We start from the raw sequence: 20,961 nt of genomic DNA, 5'->3' as shown, positions 1-20,961 counted from the left end.
TCCTTTCTAGTCAGATTCGATAATTGGTTCGGAGGTAATGACTTCTCCCTCAGAACCGTCCATACCTTGTCCAATTCCATCGATTTCAAAAGGGAACGAGTTGATTTCTTTATAATTGAGATCAATTTTATTTACATTGTTTATATTTCCAGCAATTAGAAATCCATTGTAATTAGACTTGTTATTCATTCTGACATTTGAAAAAGGCGCAATGATATAAGTTTCTGAAAAGTCACCATGCTGAGATAACTTTATCTCAGAGCCCTCATTCCCTGATACTAAGATTCCTTCTAAAGATGCTTTATTTGCGAAAGTTATTGGCGCATTCTTTATAAATAAAGAGGCTTTGATCTTACTATTGATTTTTACTGTATCTGTTCCAGCATAATATATCCTCACGTTTCTAAAATCAGTAGAATAGTCAAAATCAGTTTTTTTATCAATTGTCAGTTCATTTTCAACAAAAATATTTACTACACCATCACCATTTATCGTCAGATCACTTAGATTCAATTTATCAGTACGATAGTATAGATCCTCGTTTTTGTCTAAATTTACTGTATTAGGTAATTCGACATATTGACCTATTTCCGGAAAAGACCTTGCTAAGTCTTTATAAATTTTCCAATTAGGGATAGGGCTTACTATACTCCCTGACACACTATCTTCTGGTTCTGTAGAATTTCCAGGAACTGTGAGGTTGCTAACATTACTTACTATAACATCTCCATCAATTTTAGATCCTTTTTTTAGTTTTATTTCACCACTCGCAATGATTGCTGCATTATCAGGAAATAGTTCAACATCTTCTCTTACATAGGTTACCTCGACTGGTTTTTTTACTGTCCTTTTCTTGCCGTCAACATTACCTGTAGAGGATATCATATATCCTCTTTTATTACCGTCTTTAGTGATCTCTTCGATAGCAATAGTTAATGACGGAATGCTACCATTTTGAGATTCAAATGTGTAAAACGGACCACCAGATCCATTCTTATTATTCTTGATTTTATCTTCCACATTTTTGATAACTCCATTATCGTCAGTCACTCTGTCAAAAAAGACGCCTTCAGAATAATCATTTTCATATTCAGATAAGACTCCTTCTTTCATCTCTTCATAAGCCATATTCGCCCCTGCTTCTGCTATATAGTACGCAGACGTGTCGTCACGATTAGCATCGCTCAATTTGAAACTGCCGACTGTCACCGCGCCTAAAGAAGCACCTAGAACAGACAATACGAGTAGCGTCATTAAAGCCAGGATCAAGCCGCTGCCTTCTTCATTTTCGATATGTAATCTCAATCGTTTGACTGACATGATTATTACCTCCTGAAGTAGATGGTTGTCTTATAAGTCCTCGTCTGTGATTGTGGTGATTGGCTTTCGATTTTGATTTCGATGCTGTCTTCGCTATTTTTTTTAACAGTCATTGAACTAACTGAATCAATTAGCGTCGAGCCGTTTTTCAGTATTTCACTGCCATTATATGCGAAAATCAATCCAGTTCCAGTCGTGATTTTTGTTCCGCCATCACTTACTGTTACCGTTTCGCCCTCTTCTTTCCTCAAATCCCGGGACATCACAGAGAGGGCATAACTCATGTTATTGGCCTGACTCGCAGATTCTGTCTGGCTGATGAACTGACGCTGACCAAACAGATGAACGGATCCGGCGAGTAAGATGACTACTGAGAGAATAGCTAAAGAGGCAAGCAGTTCCACTAAAGTGATCCCTTTGTCGCTTTTCCAGTTCACGCTGTTAGTCAGTCGTTTTTTCAAAAGGCAAGCGTGTCTCCATTTTTGCACGGTCTTTACCTCCTCCAGTAACTTCAACGACTATTTTATATAATGAGCTTTCATCACTCGGCTCCACTAATTCTGTTTTTATTTCATAACCATCCGATGAAAACTGACGCAAATATTTACCATTGATATCATCAAATAAACCGATAACCTCTTCTTCGCTATAATTTCCAGTAGAATAATGTGTCATAAATTCCATTTCTTCCTGCGCCAGAAATGTGGCTTCATTCATTTCGTTTGTCTGTTTATTCGTATTGGCGGCCTGGATGAAAAAGGCCAGGAACGCCGTGACAACGATAGACAAAATGGCGATCCCCGCTAATAGTTCCACCAGCGTGACGCCTGTTTCGTCTCTTTTCAATTTTTCTATGATACCTGTTCTTTTCATAAGATCAGCTTCCTTTTTGAGCAACAGTCACTCTGTTTCGACCTTTTTGTTTCGACCCGATATACATCGCGCGATCAGCCAGATGGATCAGTTCTTCAATATCCATACACCCGTCTTTACAGGTAGCTAAGCCGAGACTCGCGGTGACAAACACTTTTTCTTTTCTATTTGACTGCATGGATTCTGATATTTTAAACGGCGTATCTGCAATCAACTGACGCACCTCTTCAGCAATCGCAAACGCAGCCTCTTCAGTATAATACGGAAGCAGGATGATAAATTCTTCGCCACCAAATCGTGCGACGTAAATCGAATCGCTCAAATTATTTCGCAGACGTTTTGCGAGACTTGAAAGGATCTCATTGCCAGACTGATGGCCGTGCGTATCATTCACTAACTTGAAATGATCCAGGTCTAACACGATCAAAGACATCTGACCGACCGATCCTCTATCTTTTACCTTTTGCAGTTGTTTAGACAAGCCTTTTAAATTAGGGAGGTCAGTCAGGAAATCCTTTTCAGCTGTTTCTTCCAGCTGTTCGTAGTGGTGGGCATTATCCAGGGCAATGGAAAAATATTTGTGAAAGACTTCCACAAGCGAGACCATCATGTCGTCATAAATCGAGCGCGTGTGGTGAGTCATTAGAATGATGCCCTGCGTTCGGTCCATAACTTTGACCGGCATGACGAGTGCACTCTCAGCATGATAAGCTATATCATTCGTGCAGTAGACTTTCCAGTCTTTAGAATGGCAATGAGATAACATCGTATCACTGGTCATAGCTCTCCTGAGCATCGATTCTTCAGACAAATGGAACAGTTCATTTTTTTCAATGATCTCCCCATTACCGACGATCATTTTTTCTCTTCTGACCACCGCTTCGTTTTCAACTGTAAAATAACTTATAGCGTCACTAGGAAAAATCTGGACTAAAGCCTGAATGAATATTTCGATCACGCTCTCACCGTTTTTCTTGGCATTCAATTCTTGTGAAAATTGATTCATTCGTTTTAAATACTTATTATGGACCTTGCTCTTGTAATAAAAGTTCGTTCCGATAGTTACCGTCAGGAAAGGTAACGCGCCGATCAGTATTCCCATCGTACCCGTCATCTCATAGAGATAGATGATGATGAAGGATAATGGGATGACAAATAATGTACTGTAAAACGAAAATGTCAGATTATCATCGATGACTTTGGCGTCAGCATTTTCATAAAAATACTTCTCGACGATATACATAGACAGCTGATTAAAGATTAAATGAGCAAACATGTACACAGTCAAAGCTAGTAGAGCAGTTATGATATTGAACACTGAATCTAAAAGCTGGAGCGTCAGATAATAAAAGCCGGCGGATATGACAGATAAGAAATGAAACATGAGCAGATTGAGCGGATACCGATAATGCTGGTCAAACTTGATATCTGATCTGAGCATTAAAAAAATGATGGCAATGGACGAGACGATTATCTCAGGAATCAAACCATAGATAATCAGGACGGGAAGGGATATCCCAGTCACCAGAAATAAAATCGAATCTTCCGTTTTTATTGGAAAAAGACCGATCAGCACAGCCAGTTTAAGAAAAAAGGCATAATCGATAGTCAAAAATGGTGAGACGTAAAAATGTATGTAATAAGCTGTACCTAGAATAAATAGGGCAATGGGGATAAAGAAAGCCCAGATAGCGAAACGCTTTTTGTCGTTAACCATTATCTATACCTCGTTCTATTATTATTAAACTTTAATGAATGTAACATTACAAGTTTATATTTATTCACTCCAATAGTCAATCGCTTTGAATGAGAAACAGTTAAATATCCTTCCAGATTTAACAGCGCTTTCACATACTGGCAATGGACAAAAAACCGCGAAGTCAGTCGCTTCACGGTTTCTTGTCAGTCATTATTTTAACGACTTCTTCGGGTTTGATAGGTTTGCTGAAATAATAGCCCTGACCAAATTCACAATTGTTTTCTTTCAAAAAAAGGGACTGCTCAATGCTTTCGATGCCTTCAGCAACTGTTTTAAAATTCATGCTCTTGCTCATCTGAATGATCGTTTTTACAAGGGATGCAGTATTTGGTTTGGATATGACATGATCGATGAATGATTTGTCGATTTTAACAGTGTCAATGAACATATTGTTCAGTACACTCAGGGACGAATACCCTGTACCGAAATCATCGATGGCGACACTCACGCCGATATCATGCAGCTCTTTGATGATCTTGTTTGCATAATCCACATTCTGCATGACGCTTTCAGTGATCTCTACGATCAGATAATGCTCATCCAGCTCATATAACTCCAGAACGTTCTGTATCCTTTTGACAAAATATGGATCCTCAAACTGCAATGCAGAGACATTGACTGCGACACTCAAAAACTTGTTTTCTTTATGCCACTCCTTTGTTTGTCTGACCGCTTCATGTATGACCCAATAGCCTATCTCATTGATTATGCCTGACTCTTCTGCAATAGGTATAAATTCAACGGGAGAAACTAAACCTAAAATGGGGTGTTCCCAACGCAGCAATGCTTCCACACCATAGATTTCACCGGTGATCATTTTAACTTTCGGCTGATAAAGCAAATATAATTCATTTTGAATCAGAGCTTCTTTCAGCCCAAACTCGATCCGTCGTTTTCTCTCGATAGCTGCTGCATCATCGATCATGAAGACATGGTAATTATTTTTACCTGTTCGCTTGACTTTATACATAGCGATTTCTGCCTGCTGAAGGAGCGCATCGATGTCCTGAGCTGTTTCGGGATATCGACTGATACCTATGCTGGCCGTTACATAAAATGTATAATCATTGATTTTAAATGGTTTTAAAAAGAGATCCACGATATCTTTGGCTGTTTCAGCTGTTTTTCTGTCATCGATATCTTCGATCAAGATAAAGATCTCATCCTCGCTTTCACGGGCGATGATCGATGCCTCCCCGACAAGGTTTCTGAGTCGCTGGGTGACTTTTATCAGAACCTGATCTCCCGCATCCCGTCCATACAGTTCATTGATCGTTCTGAAACGGTCGATATCCAGAACGAAGATGGACATTTCGATCGTTCGTTCTTCTTCTGAATGTCGACGTGTTTTGCGATTAAAGTCATCATGGAGTTTCGTCCGGTTCGGTAAGTTTGTCAGCATATCGAAATAAGTGACCTGATGCAGCTCTTTTTTATGTTGTCTGACATCTTCGATCAGAGCCAGTTCCTGCTTGCTGAAAAAATTGAATTTATCAAACAGTTTCTGGATCCAGTTCTTTTTCTGATCATCTGTACCATAAACGCTCTTGCGGTTATTATATGAATCCTCGACAATGGAGAATATGTAAGCTGGAGGACAGTTTTTTCTGCTGATCAGGTAAAGAAAGAGTATATATAAGCTGAAACCGGCAAACTTCAAAAAGTCGAAGTCTGAAAAGGCTTCTGTCAGTAATGATGGTATGCGATTTATCATATTACTTTTTGCTCCTTCCAACACTGTCAGAAAGAATTTCTTAGGGATCTCTTTCTGAGCAAGTATTGAATTTTTTGTTTTCCGCGGTACTTATTTCACTCCATAGTATAATCATACACTATTATCATTGTGAAGAAAGTATTTATTTAGTGGTTTGTCACTTTTTCCAGTTCTTTGATTTGATGCGAAATCACTTCGATTTCTTTCGCTATCGCTGACAGGTCCGTATTTGTAGAACTGATAGATGCGGATATTTCTTCTGTTGTTGAGGCGTTTTCTTCTGAAGATGCAGAAAGACTATGCATGATCTCGATCAGTCGCTCTGTTTTATCTTTCATTTTGTCCCCTACGCCAGACACAAGGTCAATGACTTTTTCTAAAGTAATCAGCGCTTCTGATAAAGAATCAAACTGACTGTTCGTATCACTTAAACTGCTCAGTTGTTCAGACGTTATGGTATTCAAGGTATCGACTGCTCCGACAGAACCTTGTGCCTGTTCAGTAAGATTCCGGATGACCTCAGCGATTTCTTCATTGAACTGGGATGATTTTTCAGCCAGTTTTCTGATTTCCTCGGCAACAACGGCGAAGCCCTTACCTTCCTCACCCGCTCTTGCCGCTTCGATCGAGGCGTTCAGGGCAAGCAGATTGGTCTGCTCGGAAATGTTCGCGATCTCTGCAGAAGCTTTTTCGATTTTCTCTACTGAATGAGAAGTAGAGCGGATCATCCGGTCGATTTTTTCTACGTTATTTATACTCTTTTCAGTATTACCAGTCAGAGAGACCAGGTTTGTCTTACTAGATTCTCTTAAATGACTTGCCCTGTGGGTTTTGCTGTGGAGTTCCGTCATATAGTCGGCGTATCTGCTTAACAATTCACCGAGTTCTACCACATGACTTACACCGTTCTCAGTATCTTCTGCCTGACTGCTGGTTGAACTGGCGATATCATCCATGGCGATTTCCAGCTCTTTTGAAGCATGAAGGATCGATGAACTTGAATCAGTCAGTGAACTGGAACTTGAATCAAGCTGGGTGATGGTGGTCTGTGCAGCTTTGATCACATCCACTAAGTTTTTGGACTGAATGTCGGACGCTTCTGTTGTTTTTTCCATCTGGCTGATCAGTTTATCGCCATTTATAGCAACAAATAAACCAGCTGAAGTGATGAGTATGTATAAAATGAACATCACAGCGATCTCCTGTTGATCACTGGCCGCTGTCGGGTCAAAGTAAATAATAGCAGCTAGATTGAAAAGACCCAGTACACTTGCTAACGCGTATACTTTTTTATCCAGATATAATAAGGATAAAAATAAATACAAGAAAATGACAGACCAGACCATTTGTGAAGTAAGGGCCAGATTGATTATAAAGGGCAAGGTGAACATACTGAGAATGATCACGTATTTTGACTCTTTTCTATTAACAAAAAACCTTGTAGTCATAAGGAGAATCGCGTTTATTAAAGCCGTTGAAATAAGAAATTGATAAAAGCTTGAAACAGGAATTAATTTTAAATAACTGAAAAGATAAACGACCGGATAAGCAGCTAGTATTATGGCTAAACTTACTCTTGTCAGCAATTTAGAAGCTTTCTGATTGTACTTTTCTTTTAAAGATTCTGTTATATGCATCTCATTTGATTGTGTAGTTTGTGTCTCAACAGGTACTGATGTCTCCATATTATTCCCCCAATTCTTTTTATATTTATTATAATCGGTAATTATTTTTAAAAGTTAAGAGGGAATAACGCACAAAAAGCACATTTCTGTAAAATGTGCTTTTTGCGTCAAATTAATCTTCCAATTCTACTTTCTTCTTTTCAATGATCGTCTTCACTGTTTCATGATCCCTTTCGATAATGTTCTGATCAAAGGTTTCTTCAAAGTTTTTCGATGTCATATTGTAAAGATATTCATTGTATTCTTTAATAAATCCCAAATTATCCAAATGGGCCGCATAAGATATGGTCTTTAATGCTTCAAACAAGGCATGGACACCAGAAATGTCTTTCTGCATGTAAAACACGAGCTGCCAGTACCCAGAATGTAAGTCTTCAGCAAAGTCGTTATATCTGTAAAATACACTTTTCTCGTATTCATTTTCATTGCCTTTGGCTTTATTCTTTTCTTTATTTTCTTTGTTATTATCGTTTCCTTCAGAAATCGGTTCAGTTTCTTTTTCCTCGTCATCAGTGTCGTCGTCATCGTCGTCACTAGTGTCATCCTCTTGATCATCCTTGGAACTGGAAATGACTTTGATTTTTTTCGCGCGCACGCGTTCTTCGGCTTCCTCTTTATCTTCTTCGTTGTCACTGGAAATGATTTCGGTCTTGTATCTACTATTTTCTTCTTCCTCGTCATCGTCATCGGCGTCCTCAGGATTTAGTCCCTTTTCTTCAGGATCATCTGATTCGCTGGTGTCTGGGGCACTCTTAGAAGTGTCACTTTTTTGATAGTCTTCTGCTTCCTTATCCTGTTCATTTTGATCTTCATTTTCTTCGTTTATTGTTTCTTTATCACTTTCTTCTTCCTCATTAACGAAAATCACATATTTACCGGGCATTCCTGCCAGTCGTTTTTCAAGCAGTGACTTGTAGTGCAGGACGTGGATCGCTGTATTCGGATCATTTATCCCCGGGGAAACGGCGCGTAAGGCTACTTCAGTCAGTTTGGTGCGGGCATAGTCCGGATCATACATGGCAGATTTTTCAGATTCGAAACTCAAACTGCGGTTCACTCTATTGGTGATGTCTTCCATCTCATCTTCCAGATTCTGATTTGTTTTGATTTCCATGATCGGTTCATCTGCCGTCACGAAGTAGCCCACACGTATGTTGATGATGATATTCGCTTCTTTTTCGTCTGCTATCTCCTTCAAGGTATCGAAATCGATATGCTCGACATAAGCACTTTTTATCGCCTGGATGTCGAACGTGTACATATAAGACATTTCAGGTAAATGTTTGATTGAAGGAAAGTCTTCGAAGCGTTTAATATAATTGTCATACACTTCCTGAGCTTCTTGATATAATCTGTGGATCAGTTTTTCAAGCTGGATGAATTCCGAACTGGTATAGACGAACCGTGTAAAAGTGAACACAGCTCCAAATGCGTAGACTAAAGCAATAGTAGCTGAAATGACTAAATATTCATCTTCAGAACTTCGCATAAAAAACAGTGAGGCCAGACAATAGATGAAGCCGCCCAGGAAAATGCCCAGTGTCCACATAGATGTGCGGTTCAGCAGGAAATTTTCTGTTGCCCGCGGACTGAAGTTCGACGTGTAAAGCGTAACGATGGACAGCATCGTTCCGAAAGTAAAGGTCGCTACCGTTAGAAGCGAACCGGCCAGCAGTCCCAGGATCTCTCTAGCCAGATCGACACTTGTCAGTGACCACGCCGGTAAATACTCGACCCCTGCCAGTATGCGTGTATCAAACAAGATAACTAAAACGGCCAGTAAAAATGAAAAGAGGACACTCCCACCAAGGATCAACCATATTTTTCTTTCTTCCATACTTAAATTCCACTTTTCTACCATGAGAATCCCTCCGAAGTCATTGAACATAAAGATTTATGTATTGTTATACTTTAGTATACACGGCATAAATATAAAATGCACAGACTTAAGTTTACAGAAAACTTTCCGATATTAATTATATTGAACATTTTCAGGTTCATAAAACAGTAAAGGAATGGTTGTATGAATAAAAACAAGTTAATGATAGGTCTGGCATCTATCACATTCGGATTGAATTTTCTGGTTCACCTTTTTCATCGTTTAAATCTGATTGAAAGCATGACTCACGGATCAGTTCTTGCCCGTGAAGCTGGCAGCATCCCTGACTACTACACGACGGTCACGGGCCTGTTCTTTGCCCTTCCGTTAGTATTATTACTGATAGCCGCGTATTTGACTTTCACAAAGCCTGCTGCCCAGATCACTCCTTATCTCGTCACGTTATCCCTCACTTTTTCAGTGATCAGCATGATAATGGGCGGTGAAGGTGCGGTCGAATACCATTTTGGTATCTTTATGGTCATTGCCATGATGGCCTACTATAACTCGATCCCCCTCGTCTCGCTGATGAGCAGCATCTTCATTGTCCAGCATTTACTAGGCTACTTTTACTTGCCGGCCACTCTGTTCGTATACGGTCCCGGCAGTTATTCCTTCGTCATGGTCCTTATTCATGCGACCTTTCTGATTTTGACTGCAGGCGCAGTTATCTGGCAAATCGCATCCAATCAGAAACAAGTCGATGCTTATGAAGCGTTAAACAAGACGAACGAAGAAACCATCCGCTCCATCATTTCGCAGTTGAGCGAGACGAATGACCGTGTGGATGAGACCGCCAAACAGTTAAATCATAATGCTGTCCAGACACAGTCCAGCAGTGAAGAAGTTCAGTCATCCATCCTGACTATTCGTTCAGGCTCAAAAAAACAGGTCGACCAGGCTCAGCAAAGTCAGACGGTATTGGATTCCTTCTCTTCTTCAATTCAAACCATCGAAGAGAATACAGCGCGTATTTTAACTTCTTCAAAACTCATGACGAACGAATCGACCGAAGGATTTACCCTGGTTGAACAAACAACGAAAGAAATGACGAATATGTCCGAAGCCTTTCAGCAAGTGAAGCAGGTCGTCGAATCACTGGACAGCCGTTCAAAGGAAATCGACAGCATCATCACTGTGATCTCAGCTATCTCTGAAAAGACGAACCTGCTTGCATTAAATGCAGCCATCGAAGCCGCTCAAGCCGGTGAGGCCGGCAAAGGTTTTGCGGTCGTTGCAAATGAAGTCAGGAAACTGTCTGAACAAACGGATGAAGCCGTAGGTAAAGTCGCTGAGATCGTTCAGGCGATACAGGTGGAGAGTACCGAAGCTAAACAGTCCGTAGGTGTCGGCGAAACCAAAATGGCGGACAGTTTGAACAGTGTCAGCCAGACGGAAACAAAATTCGATTATATACTTGATGCTGTCAAACAACTGGACAGTGATATTAAAGAAACGGCCTCCACCTCTTCCGCCATCTCACAGAATGCCAAAAGAATCCTTGAATCTCTGGATATCATGCAGGAAATCGCAGAAGATACAGAACAGACCACCAAAACGGCAGATAGCCAGTCTGTTAAACAACTGGCTCTGATCAAAGAAACAACCGAGATCGCCCAGTCCCTTTCTCTTGAAGTCGAGAAGCTAAGTCCCCTGATCCAGCGTCTGCAAGGGAATAGCGATGACGAACAACCGACGAAAGAAATGACCGCGAAAAAAACACGGTTCAGCTTTAAGAGAAAAGCAGCGCCGACCCTTTGATTATCATGAGGAAGGCTGAGGCCCATCGATGGGCCTCAGCCTTTTTTAGCGGATGGATATAATTGACCCAACCTCGCTTCTGCGAGGATTAAATTTACTTAACCAGCCGTTCCTGGTATCAGTACTGCCCACTCCAGTCAAAAGCAGCGACCACTCGTGGGTAACTTAACTGTTTAGGTCAAACTCAAATCCCTGTAATCTCTGGGTGTGCTCTATCATCCTTATGTAATACCCACTCGATCAGCCGCTATTTTTCAGATGGATACAAAAGGGGGTTCTATCGCCTTCCCATTCACTATTATGTGTTCAGTGGTCATTATCATGGGGTTTTACTGACTACCTAAGGCTTTGTATTTTTTTAGCTGGACGAATCAGCGGTAAATAAATCCATCCCGCTGTTAAAGGGCTGCTGAGTCGCCCCTATTCGAATCCTTTTGCCTGTTCGCCTGCATCCGGCTGACGAGACAGCCCAAGGTTCAAACTCAAGCAGATCTGGAGATCGAATAAGCAGGTAGAACTAAACTTTTCGTCCCTGTCAGTCCTTTCATCTGAAAGTCAGAAACATTTCTATGATCCTGTGTATACAAACAGCTCCTACTTGGTATACAAATTGACTTGGTGCTGTTTTGACTGTTAAAATAATAACATTATAATGCATCCGCTCCTGTATGAGAAAAGTAGACCCATCTGACAGGGCGTATCACCTGTTCACCTAAACTATTCAGTATAATCGCGAGGAAAATATCATGCCAATCGTCTATCTTATCGAAACCAAAAATCAGACAGTTCTTAGCCATGGGATCCGTCTCTTCAGTAAGCAGCCGTACAATCATCTGTCTATCGCGCTGGAAGCTTCTCTGTCCAGGGTCTACAGCTTCGGAAGGCGGCACCCGAGTAATCCGCTGATAGCCGGATTCGCCAGGGAAGACTTCAGTCATCCTTTTTACAGCCAGTCGCTGGGACGCGTCTATGCTCTTTCTGTATCGGATGAGGAATGGCAGACGATCGCTCTGCAGCTCGACTTTTTCGAAACGCATCCGCTTGACTGGCATTACAACTTGCTTGGTCTCGTGCCGGCTTACTTTCACTATTCCTGGGAACGGTCGGATCATTTCTTCTGTTCAGAATTCGTCGCGACACTTTTACAGGCCGCAGGTATCTTGTCCCCTTATATGCAGCCGAATCTGATGCATCCAAGAGACGTCATCGATGCCGTTCATCCGGTCTGTATATATGACGGCCACCTGCAGGAATACCCGGAACTGAGTAAAGCGACTGTGACTGCAGCCGTCTCCAGTTGGCGCTATCTGAGACCGATCCGGTCGGTTTACCGTCAGTTCACCCATTAGAATCCGGCAGTAAATCAAACCATTTCACACCCTACATATTCAGAGAGTGGGAAAAAATTTTAAGAGAAGTAAAAAAGGGTTACACCAAGTGGAGTTGTACTTTTGTTCACACTCACAACGGTTAAAACCGGAAAGGAAATCAAGTTACATTTCCTTTCCGGTTTTATAATTTGATGGGGCGGGTCTTTTGTCTCCGCCTCTTTCCAGCCGATTCGGTAAGTAGGAGAAAGTTTGGTGATCCAACCTGTCGAAGTTTACCATATTCGGTCAGTAGACAGGTCAATCGATTAGCTACTTACCGAAATAACTACCTATTCGACACTTTGAAAACGAGCAGGGCAAGCTAATTACCGAAGAAGTGTCAATTCGGTAATTAGCTTGCCCTTACAAATCTCTATCAACCGAACATCCCCCAAATTCGACTATTAGAAGCATGCAGAAGGCATGTACTTACCGAAGTTCGCTATATTCGATACTTAGGAGAGAAAACCTTTATCCTGATCGTATAAAGAAGCAAAAATTAAGTGGTTGACAATAGAATACAAAAAGAAGCACGTTCCGGTTTCTGAAGGTGTTTTACCTGTTAAAGTGGAAAGCGTGCTTCTTTTTTAACGGTACTTGAATGACAGGTGGTTCTATTAACGTGGAGAAATCACTTTTTGTGCCACTCTCAACTTATATAATATTCTCCCATTTTATCACTTAATATGAACAGCATATGGTTCTTTGAACGGTCACGGATGACGTTTCCTTTTTTCATCTCCAGCATCCTGGCCGGCATCCGTTCGATCAGTTCCTCTTTCCGGGTGGCCATGATCACGGTCATTCCCTGCTTGTTCAGCTTATGCAGGAGGTTGAGCAAATCGATTGCCGGTTTACGATCCAAGTCTCTGGTCGGTTCATCGACCACCAGGACGCTCGGCTCATGAACGATCGCCCGGGCTATCGCAATACGGCGCCTCTCTTCAAGCGAGCAGTTTGCGAAGGCATCCAGCGCTTTATATTTCAACCCCACCAGAGCTAACGTATCCAGCACACGGGCTTCCAGATCTGAAGCAGGATATTCGATCACTTCCAGAACATAGGCGACGTTCTCATACACCGTTTTATCCATAAGGAACTCCAGGTCCTCTAAAACAGCGCCCACTTGTCTTTTTAACAGATAGGCTTTCCTTTTTTTCTTTTTACTGACGTAGTGCGACTGCACACTCAGCAGACCCTTGCTGGCCTGCAGCTGCCCACTGATGATTTTCAGGAAGGTCGTTTTGCCTGATCTGGCTGGTCCGGTCAGATAGACAAATTCGCCCTGTTCGATGTCACAGGAAATATCCTTCACTACATACCCGTCAAATTCTTCATACATATGCGAGATGTTTTTTAATCGAATCATAAACGCCCTTCCTTACCTTTTGTCTTTTAAGAATTAAACTGATTGATCAGTGAATAGATCTCATCCGTACTTTGCATGACTTTTGAATTCATTGAATAGGCACGCTGAGACATCATCATGTCCGTGATGCTCTGGGCCAGATCAACCGTCGAACCTTCCAGATAGCCGGAAGCGATCATGCCAAAATCACCGGCAGCCGCCCCTGCTGAATTCAACAGGTCGACGCCATCGCTGATGCGATACATATTATCGCCCGCCTCAGTGATGGCGGTATGATTCGGAGGAAGGAACAGAGAAATCTGTCCGACAGTCGTGGCTTGTCCGTCCCTCCTGACCGTGACTTCGCCGTTTTTACCGATAGATACTTCGCCGGTATTTAACAGGTTGTCAGGCACCGCCTCAGTCATTTCAACGGTATCTCCCCGGTCATTGACGATCTGTCCTTCTGTGCTCAAGTGAAATGCGCCATCGCGTGTGAGCATCAGTTCTCCCTCTGCATTTCTTACACCAAAGAAGCCGTTTCCGGTAATAGCCAGGTGGAACGGATCATTCGTCTGAGTCAAACCGCCTTGAGCAAAGCTGTTTTTGCTGGCAGCCAGTTTTACGCCGGTGTTCAGGCTTGGCTCGCCGCTTTCTTCGGATAAACGGACATCCTGTTCAGTGACCGCATTATGCATCAGTTCCGAGAACTGGACATCTTTGTGCTTATAGCCTGTCGTAGTGACGTTTGCGATATTGTGAGACACATGATTCAATTTGTGCTGATGCGCCTGCAGTGCACTTTTAGATATGTTGTATGGGATTCTCATGATTTCACCTTTCTTATGTTCGTCCGACTTCCTGGGTCGCACGTCTGAGTGTTTCATCTGTAGACTGAAGGACACGCTGATTGGCTTCAAACTCTCTGGAAATCTGGAGCATTTCTGTCATGACATCAGCCATATCGACGTTCGATGACTCCACATAGCCCTGCTGGATCTGAAAACCGACACCGACTGGATTGCCGTTTCCCCCCTGGAACAGTGTCCCTCCGGCGCTGGTCAGCTCTTCAGGATCATCAAATTGTGTCAAGTACAGAAATTGCGGTTCCCCGTCAGCCGTGCGGACAAAACCGAAGGAATCGATCGTAAAGGACTGTTCCAAATCTGTTCCGACAGTGATGGGGGTTGCCCCGCCATTATCCTCGATCCCAAGGACCTGATAGCCTTCCTGCGTGACCAGTTCCCCCTGGGCGTTAACTGAGAAATTACCGTTACGTGTATAGAAACGCTCCCCTGCGTCATTCTGGACCGTGAACATGGCATCCCCATTGATCGCCACATCTGTTTTGTTTTCCGTCAGTTTCAGGCCGCCGGCAGAAAAATTCCTGACGGCTGCATCGAGCTGATTCCCGAACGTCAACTCACCCAATTCATTCCGCTGTTTACCCTGCTGTGTTTTCGTGTAATTATGTATAGCGACTTGTTCTGTTGTGCTGGTCATCAGCTGTTGGGATTTATACCCGGGCGTCATGGTATTCGCCGCATTGGTCGCCAGATTCTTCTGTTTCTCGCTCAATACGTTGAAACTGTTCGATAAGGTATTGATTCCTCTAATCATTGTCATACACCTTTCCTAAAGACTCTCTTAATTTGAGTAATGCCTTGCCGTGTATTTGTGACACACGCGGTGTGGATATATCATAGATATAGGCCACTTCTTTCATACTCAATTCCTCAAAATAGATCAGTTGAAGAATCTGCTGATCCCGTTCAGGTAATTGAGTGATCGCTGTTTTCATATAGCTGAGCTGCTCTTCTTTGATCAGCTTGCTTTCAGCATCAGGTGCAGAATCATCTGCCATGACTTCCATCAGGTTCGTTTCATTGGAGGAATCTTCAAACAGGATCGAATCCAGTGAAACATCAGACAGCTGATGCACCGTTTCATAGACTTTCTTTAAATCCGTATCGGTTATCCCAAGATGCCTGCATAATTCTTTATCGGTCGGTGTGCGGAGCAGTTTTTGCTGAAGGGTACTGACTGCATCATAATAGTTGTTGACCGCCTTGATTTTACTTCGGGAGACACGGGATGATTTTCTGATTTCATCAATGATGGCCCCTTTGATCCGCATATAGGCATAATTGATGAACGGCACATTCAGTGAGGCGTCATATTTATCGATCGCTTTCATCAAGCCAAATACGCCGATATTCACCAGATCGTCGTGTTCATAGTCTTTGTTATTGATTTTCAGGCCATGGACAACTTTATGGATCAGCGGCATGTATTGGACAACAGTTTCATTTCTAAGATTCTCTTCCATTTTATCCCTCCATTCTAGGTCATCGTTACTGTCCCGACACTTTCGATCGCACTGTCATTAGGTATTTCATTCAACGACAATACGGCAAGCTCAGGAAAATTGAAGGACAGGAGATTCTTCATGGCCGGTCTGATTTTTGGCGCAGTCAGCAGGACAAACGGAATCCCCCGGGCTGACAGCATGGTGCTTTGCTGGGTGATGCTGTCGAACAGGCGATTCACTTCCTGAGGCTGCAGGACAGGGATCGAACCCTGTGTCGATTTCTGAATGCTTGAGCTGACTCGTTCTTCCACATCGGGATGGACGGCTAAGACATTCAGCGTGCCCTGATCATCGAGATGTTCCCTGACGATGGTCCGCTTCAAGGCCTGTCTCACGTATTCAGTCAATGTCTCGTGATCTTTTGTGGTATTTCCGTAATCGGCCAGCGTCTCCAGTATCGTCACCAGGTCAGTGATCGGTACATATTCTCTAAGCAGACGCTGCAGGACTTTCTGCACATCCCCCAGCTGCAGGATGTCTGGTATCAGTTCTTCGATGACCACATTGTAGTCTTCTTTCAACCCTTCAAGCAGCTCTTTCACTTCCTGGCGACCCAGCAGTTCATCCGCATTGGTCTTCATCTTCTCTTTCACGTGTGTCACGAGAACGGTCAACGGATCGACCACCGTATAATCGTTCAGTTCAGCGATTTCTTTATTCCGTTCATTGACCCATAACGCATCCAGACCGAATGCAGGTTCTTTGGCTTCAATACCTTCGATCTCATCTTCGATTCCTCCGGGTTCGACCACTAAGAATTTATCAGGATACAAGGTGCCGGAAGCGACCGGGTTCCCTTTGATTTTGATCACATAGTCATATTGACTCATCTGCAGATTGTCTCTGATCCGGATCGGATTCAAAAGGATGCCCATCTCATAAGACAGCTGTTTTCTGATGGCGGCGATCTGACTGGTCAGGTTCGATTCCTGTTCTTCACTTGCTAAGGGGATCAGACCGTAACCCAGTTCAACGGCGATCCGATCAACCTGGAATTGTGAAGCTGATTCTTCAACAGGCGCACTTTCCTGCTGCATGGCTGCCTGTCTCTGACTGTCCAAGTCTTCCTGAACAGTGGTTCTCTGACTTTCGCCAACGAGATACCCAGCGACAACGAGCCCGGTCGCCAGCAGGATGAACGGGAAGAACGGAAAGCCAGGGACAAGGGCGAAGATGGCCAGCAGTGTCGCTACGATATACATGACTTGTGGGGTATGGAACAGTTCGCCACCGATCGTATCCCCAAAGCCTTTTTCATTGGCAGTACGCGTGACCAGTATACCTGAAGCCACGGAAATCAGTAAGGATGGGATCTGACTGACGAGACCATCACCGATGGTCAGCTGCCCGAAGTGATTCAACGCTTCCCCGATGGTATAGCTACCCTGCAGCGAATGGATCGCGATCCCGCCGATCAGATTGATCAGGGTAATGATGATACCGGCGATCGCGTCACCTTTGACGAACTTACTGGCCCCATCCATCGCTCCGTAAAAGTTCGCTTCTTTTTCCAGATTGGACCGGCGTGACTTGGCCAGTTCTTCTGTGATCAGGCCACTGTTCAAATCGGCATCGATCGCCATCTGTTTCCCCGGCATCGCATCCAGGGTGAAACGGGCAGATACTTCAGCGACTCGGCTCGCACCGTTGGTCACAACAAGTATCTGAACGATGACGATAATGATGAATAAGACGGCCCCGACGATGTAGTTGTCTCCGGCAACGAAACTGCCGAAGGTCTCGATCACACTACCGGCGTCACCGATACTCAATATCAGTCGAGTGGAGCTGATGTTAAGGCCTAAACGAATCATCGTTGTTACTAACAACAATGTAGGGAAACTTAAGAATTCAAGGACGGAATGGGTGAACAGGGTCAATACAAGTATCGTAATGGATAAAGAAATATTGACGACTAAAAGGATATCAAGTATAAACGGCGGCATCGGAATAATGATGATCCCGATAATGGATACGACAACGAAGGCGATGATGACATTTAAATAGTTGGACAAGGCTGCTGATTTGCTTTTCACTGCTGGATTATTCATTTACTTTCTCCCATCCTTTCCTTAAATTTTATGTTTTTTACTTTGTTCGGCCTGCAAGATCACGGCCAGTATTTCTGCGATCGCCTGATACATTTCTGTCGGGATCGGGTCCATCGGTTCAACTTCTTTGTATAGCGCTCGGGCTAAGGGTCTGTTTTCAATGATCGGAATATCCTCTTCTCTTGCCATTTCTCTCATTCTAAGGGCGACATGATCCTGTCCCTTGACAAGGACGATCGGTACCTGATCCTTACTCTGGTCATAACGGATCGCTATGGCAAAGTGTGTCGGGTTCGTTATCAGTACGGTGGACTCCAGGACATCTTTGATATTCCCGGCCAGCATATTTTTATACAAGGCTTTTCTCTGGGACTTGACTTGAGGGTCCCCTTCCATCTCTTTGTGTTCATCTTTGATATCCTGCATCGACATCATCAGATTCTTTTTATGATCATAACGCTGATAAAAATAATCGGCAATGCCTAATACTGCGAGAAACAACGCCAGGTTGAATGCCAGAGAGGAGACTAGTTCGATGACGAGCGGGAAGACGGCCGATAGCCCTACGCTTCCTGAAGTCAAAATAATATGAGCAGACTGCCAGATCGTATACAACGTAAAACCAACGACAATAAAGAGCTTCATGAGGTTTTTCGCCAATCCGAACAATGCTTTTTTTCCGAAGATGTTTTTGAATCCACTGACGGGATTGATTTTACTGAAACTCGGTTTAAGTGATTCCGTCGTAAACAAGAAACCGACCTGGACCATATTCCCGACGACCCCCGTAATAAAGGCGATGATCAGAAAAGGAGCAGAAAGAACGAGGAACCAGATGATCGCATGCATACCGATCGAAGACAATTCACGCATCGAGGACATTGGATCCGGTCCAAAACGGAGCATATTCTTCAGAAAGACAAAGGAGCGTTCCAGGACGTACGTGGCGAGAGCCGTTAAACTCAAGGCAAAAAAGCCGAACGATAAAGCTGAGGATAAGTCCTGACTCTTAGGAACCTGTCCTTTTCTTCTTGCTTCCCTCAGCTTCTTGGGGGTGGGTTTTTCTGTTTTTCCATCTTTTTCTGACATGTCAGGTCACCCCTTTTTCAGTCGACTCTTCGCTTAACTCTGCAAACTGTACAGCCATTCGTTCATGAATTTGATCATATCCGGAAACACTTCACTAATATTGGTCATAAGCAGCGACAGGAAGAAGAACATAAAGATCAGACTCACCAATATCTTCATCGGCATCCCCAAGATCAGTACATTGATCTGCGGCACTGTCCGGGAAATCAGTGCCAGGGTCAGTTCAGACAAAATGGCGACGATGATCAGCGGGATAGCCAGCGTGACCGCCGTCGCAAACATCTGACTGAACAAACGAACGATGCCCTCTGCTCCGAAATGGCTGAAGGCCAGCTGTTCCAGCGGTGCCCATTCGAATGACTTCACCAGACTTCTAATGACCTGATGATGGATATTGGCGATGAAAAAAATCATCATCGATATCCAATAGTAGATCCTTCCATAGAATGAGGCATTCACACCTAAGGACGGGTCATAGATCTGTCCCATCGAAAAACCGACTTGAAAGTCGACGAATGCTCCGGCGACCTCAAAGGTAGTGAAAAAAAGCAAGGTGATGTACCCGAGCGCCAGACCGATCAGGACTTCTTTCACCGCTATCAGTAAAAACAGCATGAAAGTCAGTTCTGCATCGAAAGCATCGACCGTAGCCATGACCGGCAGCGTCAGCCCCACCGATAAAGCGATCTTGCTCGCTGTCGGAAAGGATTTATGAGAGAAGCCGGGACTCACTGTGATAAAGACAGTCAGTCGCATAAGGATAAGTAAAAACTGTTGGATTTCGGCCGTCATTCAATCACAATCCCGCAATGATCGAAAATAAACGTTCTGTAAAAGAAATCAGTGTGTTCAGCATGAAATTTCCTAATAGAACTAAGGTTAACAGGATGGAAAAGAGTTTAGGTACAAAACTCAACGTCTGTTCCTGGATCTGCGTCGTGGCCTGGATGATACTGATGACCAGACCGATCACTAAAGCGGTGATCAGAACGGGCCCGCCTACACGGATCAGCACCATAAAGGCATCCTGTAAGACATCTAAAACATTCTGTGTTGACATACGCTAGTCCTTCCTAATAAAAACTTCCGACTAAGGATTCGACGACTAAATACCAGCCATCCACCATGACAAACAATAATAACTTGAACGGCAGCGAGATCATGACAGGCGACAGCATGAACATCCCCATCGACATCAGGATACTGGCGACAACGATATCGATCACCAGAAAAGGTACGAATATCAGGAATCCTATCGTAAAGGCAGTGCGGAGTTCACTGATCGCAAAGGCGGGGATCACAGTAAACAAGGATAGGTCTTCCGGTTCGTCCGGAAAGGATTCATTGCTCAGCTCCACAAACAATTCCAGATCGGTCGTCCGTGTCTGCTCGAGCATGAATGCTTTGATCGGTTCTTCGGCCCGTGAAAAAGACTCTTCCCGGGTGATTTCTCCTGAAAGCATGGGCTGCAGGGCCTCGTCATTCACTTCCTGATACACCGGCCGCATGACGAATAAAGAAAGAAACAAAGCCAGTCCCAGCAGCACCTGGTTCGGTGGACTTTGCTGCGTCCCCAAGGCATTTCGTGTGAAAGACAGGACGATGATCGTCCGGGTGAAGCTGGTCGTCAGGACAAGAAAGGATGGGACGAGGGCGATGATGAATAACAGAAGATATAAATTAACGGCTTCAGAGGAGTCCCCTGCTAGAGACAAGGCCTCGGTTAGATTTTCTGTCATTC

Annotated in this window: 18 protein-coding genes; 2 read left to right on the top strand and 16 right to left on the bottom strand. The window is 43.5% G+C overall.

Annotated elements, in window-relative coordinates:
• Window positions 1-6: 6 nt before the first annotated feature.
• The 7 genes from BM049_RS07630 to BM049_RS07600 form a co-directional block, all read right to left on the bottom strand.
• Window positions 7-1,320 (bottom strand): pilus assembly PilX N-terminal domain-containing protein, encoded by a 1,314-nt coding sequence (locus BM049_RS07630; protein ID WP_091530117.1) that lies wholly within the window; start codon window positions 1,318-1,320, stop codon window positions 7-9.
• A gap of 5 nt (window positions 1,321-1,325) precedes the next feature.
• A complete protein-coding gene (locus BM049_RS07625; RefSeq protein WP_177188638.1) occupies window positions 1,326-1,808 on the bottom strand; it encodes a PilW family protein in 483 nt (160 codons plus the stop codon).
• Complete coding sequence (locus tag BM049_RS07620) at window positions 1,762-2,193, bottom strand: type IV pilus modification PilV family protein (protein ID WP_091530114.1); 432 nt, start codon at window positions 2,191-2,193, stop codon at window positions 1,762-1,764. Before BM049_RS07620 ends, BM049_RS07625 begins: the two co-directional genes overlap by 47 nt.
• Window positions 2,194-2,197: 4 nt before the next feature.
• Complete coding sequence (locus BM049_RS07615; protein WP_091530112.1) at window positions 2,198-3,910, bottom strand: sensor domain-containing diguanylate cyclase; 1,713 nt, start codon at window positions 3,908-3,910, stop codon at window positions 2,198-2,200.
• 172 nt (window positions 3,911-4,082) lie between these two features.
• A complete protein-coding gene (locus BM049_RS07610; RefSeq protein WP_091530109.1) occupies window positions 4,083-5,666 on the bottom strand; it encodes a putative bifunctional diguanylate cyclase/phosphodiesterase in 1,584 nt (527 codons plus the stop codon).
• Window positions 5,667-5,812: 146 nt separating this feature from the next.
• Window positions 5,813-7,072, bottom strand: coding sequence for a methyl-accepting chemotaxis protein (locus tag BM049_RS07605; protein ID WP_177188637.1), 1,260 nt, complete (start codon window positions 7,070-7,072; stop codon window positions 5,813-5,815).
• A 391-nt stretch (window positions 7,073-7,463) separates the two neighbouring features.
• Window positions 7,464-9,212, bottom strand: a complete 1,749-nt coding sequence (locus BM049_RS07600) for a DUF2254 domain-containing protein (RefSeq protein WP_177188636.1) — start codon at window positions 9,210-9,212, stop codon at window positions 7,464-7,466.
• A gap of 162 nt (window positions 9,213-9,374) precedes the next feature.
• Between BM049_RS07600 and BM049_RS07595 the strand changes: the two genes are divergently transcribed.
• Window positions 9,375-10,991 (top strand): methyl-accepting chemotaxis protein, encoded by a 1,617-nt coding sequence (locus BM049_RS07595; protein WP_091530104.1) that lies wholly within the window; start codon window positions 9,375-9,377, stop codon window positions 10,989-10,991.
• Between the two features lie 746 nt (window positions 10,992-11,737).
• Complete coding sequence (locus tag BM049_RS07590) at window positions 11,738-12,340, top strand: hypothetical protein (protein ID WP_091530101.1); 603 nt, start codon at window positions 11,738-11,740, stop codon at window positions 12,338-12,340.
• 670 nt (window positions 12,341-13,010) lie between these two features.
• Here BM049_RS07590 and BM049_RS07585 read toward each other — a convergent pair.
• The 9 genes from BM049_RS07585 to fliP are packed head-to-tail and all read right to left on the bottom strand — an operon-like array spanning window position 13,011 to window position 20,959.
• Window positions 13,011-13,730, bottom strand: a complete 720-nt coding sequence (locus tag BM049_RS07585) for a cell division ATP-binding protein FtsE (protein ID WP_091530099.1) — start codon at window positions 13,728-13,730, stop codon at window positions 13,011-13,013.
• 26 nt (window positions 13,731-13,756) lie between these two features.
• Window positions 13,757-14,539 carry a flagellar hook-basal body protein gene (locus tag BM049_RS07580; protein WP_177188635.1) on the bottom strand — a complete coding sequence of 261 codons (783 nt, stop codon included), beginning with the start codon at window positions 14,537-14,539 and terminating at the stop codon, window positions 13,757-13,759.
• A gap of 13 nt (window positions 14,540-14,552) precedes the next feature.
• Window positions 14,553-15,335 (bottom strand): flagellar hook-basal body complex protein, encoded by a 783-nt coding sequence (locus BM049_RS07575; protein WP_245751891.1) that lies wholly within the window; start codon window positions 15,333-15,335, stop codon window positions 14,553-14,555.
• A complete protein-coding gene (locus BM049_RS07570; RefSeq protein ID WP_091530094.1) occupies window positions 15,322-16,038 on the bottom strand; it encodes a sigma-70 family RNA polymerase sigma factor in 717 nt (238 codons plus the stop codon). The genes BM049_RS07575 and BM049_RS07570 overlap by 14 nt, the downstream gene beginning before the upstream one ends.
• Window positions 16,039-16,052: 14 nt before the next feature.
• A complete protein-coding gene (flhA, locus tag BM049_RS07565; RefSeq protein ID WP_091530093.1) occupies window positions 16,053-18,131 on the bottom strand; it encodes a flagellar biosynthesis protein FlhA in 2,079 nt (692 codons plus the stop codon).
• 21 nt (window positions 18,132-18,152) lie between these two features.
• On the bottom strand, window positions 18,153-19,220 hold the full coding sequence (gene flhB / locus BM049_RS07560) for a flagellar biosynthesis protein FlhB (protein ID WP_091530090.1): 1,068 nt from the start codon (window positions 19,218-19,220) through the stop codon (window positions 18,153-18,155).
• 33 nt (window positions 19,221-19,253) lie between these two features.
• On the bottom strand, window positions 19,254-20,012 hold the full coding sequence (fliR, locus tag BM049_RS07555; RefSeq protein WP_091530088.1) for a flagellar biosynthetic protein FliR: 759 nt from the start codon (window positions 20,010-20,012) through the stop codon (window positions 19,254-19,256).
• 4 nt (window positions 20,013-20,016) lie between these two features.
• Window positions 20,017-20,280: a flagellar biosynthesis protein FliQ gene (gene fliQ / locus BM049_RS07550; RefSeq protein ID WP_091530086.1), complete on the bottom strand. Its 264-nt coding sequence runs from the start codon at window positions 20,278-20,280 to the stop codon at window positions 20,017-20,019.
• Between the two features lie 13 nt (window positions 20,281-20,293).
• The gene (gene fliP, locus BM049_RS07545) at window positions 20,294-20,959 is read right to left on the bottom strand and encodes a flagellar type III secretion system pore protein FliP (protein WP_091530083.1); all 666 of its coding nucleotides are present in this window, start codon (window positions 20,957-20,959) and stop codon (window positions 20,294-20,296) included.
• Window positions 20,960-20,961 lie beyond the last annotated feature (2 nt).

This window comes from Alkalibacterium subtropicum (genome assembly GCF_900112455.1).
Taxonomy (GTDB): domain Bacteria; phylum Bacillota; class Bacilli; order Lactobacillales; family Carnobacteriaceae_A; genus Alkalibacterium; species Alkalibacterium subtropicum.
The sequence above is the reverse complement of the archived record's forward strand: the minus strand, read 5'-3'. Positions and strand labels throughout refer to the sequence as shown.